Here is a 5,750-nt window from a genome sequence, read left to right as displayed (position 1 = left end):
AAATAAGAAGCTATCTCAAAATAAAAATTTTGAGATAGCTTCTTATTTTCTATACTCTTTTAACAGAAGCAACAGTATGCATATGGATTTTATTTACCATTCCCCAGCAATAGTAGCATTTCTATGATCTCTATCAAAGTTATTTTTATCAAAATAGTTCCCTCCACTGTAAAAGGTAGGATCTACACTTATCCATCTCTGCTCACCCTCATCATAAAATTCGTTCCAAGAATGATTTACCCACTGTTTTCCATTAAAACCTTCACCTATAACCATTCTCACTTTTATATCATTTGCTCTACACATAGCAACAAAAAGACATGCATAATCAAAGCATACACCTTGCCTAGTGTTAAAAGCTTCAATAGCTCCAGATTTTATGTTCATATTATTGTTTATAACATTTAGTGCTTTATCATCATCATATTCTATCTCTTTACCAACCCATTTATATATGGCCTTTGCTTTATCATAGTTCATATTATATTGACTTACTAAATTTATAGCAAAATTATCAATTTGCTCGTTTGACTTTATACCATCTTCTAAAGTAACACCATTATAATAAACTATAACATTTTTATTAACATAATTACTAAAAGGTAACTTTTGTTTTCCGTCTTTGTCTTCAACTATTATTTTAAATGAATCATTTAATGCAGTAGGTAAATTTTTTATAACCTCAGAATTAGTTATTGGCATTATTACCTTATTAGATATATAAGTATAAAGCTCTGAGTCACTAAGTGCTTTTAAATAATTTTCATTTTTATTTAACATAGAAGCAAAGCTTAGTAAGAAAGCTAAAATAATAGAATAGCATATTCCTTTTGGAATTTGAAATAATCCACCAAAAACTCTTCTAGTAAAATTACTTTTTCTTTTTAAATTATTATCTATACCATCAAAAAGAGGATATAAAGTTATGTTATTTATAAGGTGAAATATAAGAATTATAACACTATGAATTATAAGAATTAAGGCTATTCCTGTTAACCATCTAACTATTATAGGATTTTTTTCTCCAAAACTCATTATAAAATTAGGCATATATTTATATATATTATTGAATGTACCTTGATTATGTAATGCAAAAACTTCATTTATATAATGTCTACCTATAAAAATTGAAGCAACAAAAGACAAACTTCCTATTATGGAGTTAATAGTATCTTTTAAAGCAGAAGTAGAATATTTGAATAAAAAACCCTTTAAAATAGGATATAATAATGCAGCAACCAACCCTACTGTAATTACATTATATTTCACTTTATTCACCATCCTTTACTTATAGATATACTAATTCACAATTCACAATTTTGAAAATTGATTATGTGAATTGTAAATTTTGATTATACATTAATGCATAGCTATATTAGCTGTACATTAATGCATAATATAGAACATATCTGTATATTATTTAAAAGTTTAATGCAAGATTAAATATAGCCATCTTTTGGGGAAATTTCAATCCACAATTAATGGTAACTTTAGAAAATTTCCTTTAAGACTTCTTTTATTTCATCATATTTATATCCTCTTCTCAGCAAATAATCATGAAGCTTTTTATATTGCTTTTTACTGTCACTTTCAGATTTTATGATTATATTAAGGCGTTTAGAAGCAATATTTACTAGTGCATCAAAGTTATTTTCAACTTCTTCTATTACTTCTTTTTCTTCCTCTTCCTTAATCACTTTATTTAATACTTCATTTACTACCTCAAAGTTATATCCATTTCTTAAAAGATAATCCCCTAATTTTTTCTTTAACTTAGGTATACTATTTTCACTTTTACACAATATTTTATATTTCTTTTCTCCTAATTTATGTGCTATATCTCTTTCTTCATCAGAAGAAATATTATTTAAATAAAAGTTTATTTTTTCTTCATCTATTCCCTTATTTAAAAGAGAGTATCTTATCTTTCCTTTTCCTTGAACTTTAATCTTTTCCTTTATATATAGCTCTACATACTTATCATCATTTATAAAGGAATAGCTCTTTAAAAATTCTATAATTCTATTTATAGTTTTTATATCATATTCCTTTTGTAATAATTTATCATACATTTCCTTTTCAGTTTTAAAGCTTTTTTCCAAGATTTTTAGTGCAGAGTTTTTCCCCTTTATATAATTGTCTTCTTCAACTATGTCAGGAAGTTTTTCTAAATCAACTATCATACCATTTTTAAGATTATGGTAATAAACAAGCTCACCACTACAGGCAAAACTAAAATTGCCATCCAAATATACATTTACTCTATCTTTATTTTTCTTTTGAGCTTCAATTTTAGTTATAACATTACTCATCATTTTCACTCTTTTCAGGTAACAAAATATGAACTGTAGGCTTTTGTAAAACCTTTCTAGCCACATTATAAAGATCTTCTTTTCTTATTATATCCATATTTTTCATATCTTCTACAAATTGATAAATATATTCTTCTTCCATAGCCTGATGAAGCACATAATTTCCTAAGTCTGTTGAATCTTCAGCTGTAGAAGCTACCGCAGTTTTAAATACTTTTTTCATAAGGTTTATAGTATTATCGTCAAAAACTACTCTCTCTTCCATAATATCGCAAATACAATTATCTATAGTATCTATAGCTTCTTCTACATATTCTTCTGACACAGAAGTATATAGGTATAAAGTTTTTATTTTATCGCTTAGATCTAACATTGTATAAATATCATAAGCAAGTCCTCTTTCTTCCCTCAATTCTCTAAACAATATAGAATTAGAGCTTTCCCCTAACTTATGATTTAATACTCTAAGGGCAAGTTCTTCCTCTGCTGTAAGATCATCAAAAGAATAAAGATAAACTATGGTACTTTGCTCAATATCTTTTTTATAGGATATTTTAGTTTTATGAAGGTTTTTTTCTAAGCTTACTGGAGGCTTTACAAAATCTTTCTCTTTCCAATGCCCAAAATATTTTTCTATCAATGATTTTATATATTCATGCTCGTGATTAGAAACAATAGTTATGCAGCAATTATTTGGTACATAATAAGCATTATAAAATGTAACCAATGCTTCTCTAGTCATTTTTCTTATATACTTTTCCTTACCTATAACATCACATTTTAAAGGACTGTTTGTAAAGGCTGCCTTGTTAACCTCTTCAAAACTAAGTTCTTCTAAATCGTCCTTTACGCTTTTTATTTCCGCAACAATTACGCCTCTTTCCTTTTCAATCTGCTCTCTTGGGAAAATGGAGTTTGATACCAAATCTGCTAAAAGCTTTATAGAATTTTCCACTTCTTCACTTAAAGTAGTACTGCTAAATACGGTACAATTATAGTCCGTATAAGCATTATATTCTCCACCTAAATTTTCAAGCTCATTATTTAAAGCTCCATTATCCCTGTTTTTAGTTCCTTTAAAAAGCATGTGCTCAATAAAATGTGCAATTCCTCTTTCTTCTTCCCTTTCATATAGTGCTCCAATATTTATTCCTACATGAACTGAAGATATTTGAGTATCTCTTTTTATAGTAATTAATTTTATTCCATTTACTAGTGTTATTTCAGAAGTATCAAAAATATGCTTTTTCATATTTGCTCCTTTTTTAAAATTATTATAATCTCTTTAGAATACTATAATATATTAGTTTTTGGAAATCAAATTAACCTTTAATTAAAAGTATTTATTTCTTTTTTATTTTGTATATTTATGTACATAATTTTATAACATATGTTTTTTCTGTTTATCAATTGCTATTATGGAGATACTATGTTACTATTAGATGTATTTTAACGTAACGAATATGTAATATACACACATTTAAACCAAATAATAGAAAGAGGAATGTTAATGAATAAAATAAAATTTGACGATTTAGGTCTTGAACCTTCCGTATTACATGCAATAAATGACTTAAAATTTGAATTTCCTTCAGAAATACAAGCTAAAAGTATCCCTGTTAGTTTAGAAGGATATGATTTAATAGGTCAGGCTCAAACAGGAACAGGTAAGACGTTAGCTTTCGGAGCTCCACTTTTAAGCTTAATGGCTCCTTCAAACGGAAAGGTTCAAGCTATAATATTAGCACCAACAAGAGAACTTGCAATACAAGTTAGTGAAGAATTATCCCGTATAAATAAATATGAAAAATATAAAATACTTCCTATATATGGAGGCCAATCTGTTGAAAAGCAATTAACTCCATTAAGAAAAGGCGTAGATATAGTAGTTGGAACTCCTGGAAGAGTTTTATATCACATTAATAGAAGAACTTTAAAACTAGAAGATGCTAAATTTTTAGTTTTAGATGAAGCTGATGAAATGTTAAACATGGGATTTATAGAAGATATCGAAGCTATAATAAGTAGTTTAAAAGAAGATAGGCAAACTTTATTATTCTCTGCTACAATGCCAAGACAAATAAAAAATTTAGCTAAAAATTATATGAAAGCAGATGCAAAACATGTAGCTATAGCTAAAAAATCTTTAACAGTTTCTAAAATTGAACAATACTATTTTGAAGTTAACCCAAAGAATAAATTTGAAGTTCTATGCAGAATATTGGACGTAGATGCACCTAAAAGTGCTATATTATTCTGTAAGACTAAAAGAGGGGTAGATGAGTTAGTAGATGCTCTACAAGGTAAGGGATACATTGTAGAAGGAATGCATGGTGATATGAAGCAAACTCAAAGATTAAATACCCTTAAAAAATTCAAAACTGGACATTTAAATTATTTAATCGCAACAGACGTGGCTGCACGTGGAATTGATATTGAAAATATAACTCATGTTATTAATTATGATCTTCCACAGGACAGTGAATCTTATGTTCACAGAATAGGAAGAACAGGAAGGGCAAATAAAGAGGGTACTGCTTATAGCTTTGCCACTCGTAAGGAAATGTCTATGATAAGACACATAGAAAATGATACTAAAAGTAAACTTTTAAGAAAACAAGTACCTACCTTAGCTGAAATATTTGCTTCAAAATCTGAAGGTATACTTGACTCTATAAGAGAGACTTTAGAAGAAAATTCTTATGAAAACTTTATTCAAATCTCTAAAGATCTTATAAATGAATTTGGTGCAGAAGATGTTGCTGCATCCTTAATTAAAATATTATTTGATAGAGAACTAAATTTTGAATACACAGACGATACTACGAAAAATGATGATATGTCTAGATTATTCTTCTCTGTTGGAAGATTAGATAGTATATCCACTAGAGATTTAATTAAATTCTTAGACGATACTGCTGAAGTTAAATCTAAAGAATTAGGTCGTATAGACATATTAGATAAGTTTACATTTGTAGATGTACCAAGTAATTTAGTAGACAATATAATTGAGAGAAGCTCTGGTAAAAAACTTAATCAAAGAAAAGTTAGAATAGAATTATCTACTAGAAGAAAATAAGATTAGCCTTTTTGTTTTAGATTATAAAAAACCCTTGTTATTACTGAATCTCAAAATTTGAATTTAGTAATAACAAGGGTTTTATATTTATGCTCTTTTTTAGTTGCTATTTTAAACTTATACATTTCTTCATATAAAAATTAAGAATTATAGTAAAATTAATATATATATGTTAATTTTAGAATTGGTACATCTATAGGGATACAATGTGAAAACTTAATATATACTCTGGAAAATAAATTTCTTATAAAAACAGCTTAAATCCTTAGAAATTAAGGATTAATAATGAAGAATGAAGAATCCAGGAAAAAATTCACTAAAGGTGAATTTCTTAAAATAAAATTTATTTTTAAAAAACT

General features: G+C 27.0%; 4 protein-coding genes. 1 reads left to right on the top strand and 3 read right to left on the bottom strand.

Translation table 11 applies throughout. The annotated features are described in order from the left end of the window. Positions 1 to 93: 93 nt before the first annotated feature. The 3 genes from B2W91_RS10635 to B2W91_RS10625 form a co-directional block, all read right to left on the bottom strand. Positions 94 to 1,269 carry a transglutaminase domain-containing protein gene (locus B2W91_RS10635; protein ID WP_291580638.1) on the bottom strand — a complete coding sequence of 392 codons (1,176 nt, stop codon included), beginning with the start codon at positions 1,267 to 1,269 and terminating at the stop codon, positions 94 to 96. Between the two features lie 221 nt (positions 1,270 to 1,490). Continuing rightward, entirely contained in the window at positions 1,491 to 2,312 is an 822-nt protein-coding gene (gene recX / locus B2W91_RS10630) for a recombination regulator RecX (protein WP_291580636.1), read from the bottom strand. After that, positions 2,305 to 3,564, bottom strand: coding sequence for a M16 family metallopeptidase (locus B2W91_RS10625; RefSeq protein ID WP_291580635.1), 1,260 nt, complete (start codon positions 3,562 to 3,564; stop codon positions 2,305 to 2,307). Before B2W91_RS10625 ends, recX begins: the two co-directional genes overlap by 8 nt. A 258-nt stretch (positions 3,565 to 3,822) precedes the next feature. Between B2W91_RS10625 and B2W91_RS10620 the strand changes: the two genes are divergently transcribed. Then, on the top strand, positions 3,823 to 5,391 hold the full coding sequence (locus B2W91_RS10620; RefSeq protein ID WP_291580634.1) for a DEAD/DEAH box helicase: 1,569 nt from the start codon (positions 3,823 to 3,825) through the stop codon (positions 5,389 to 5,391). The last annotated feature ends 359 nt before the right edge of the window (positions 5,392 to 5,750 follow it).

Source organism: Clostridium sp. UBA6640, from assembly GCF_002455975.1.
GTDB lineage: Bacteria > Bacillota > Clostridia > Clostridiales > Clostridiaceae > Clostridium_J.
This window is presented reverse-complemented; position numbering and strand designations above follow the sequence as displayed.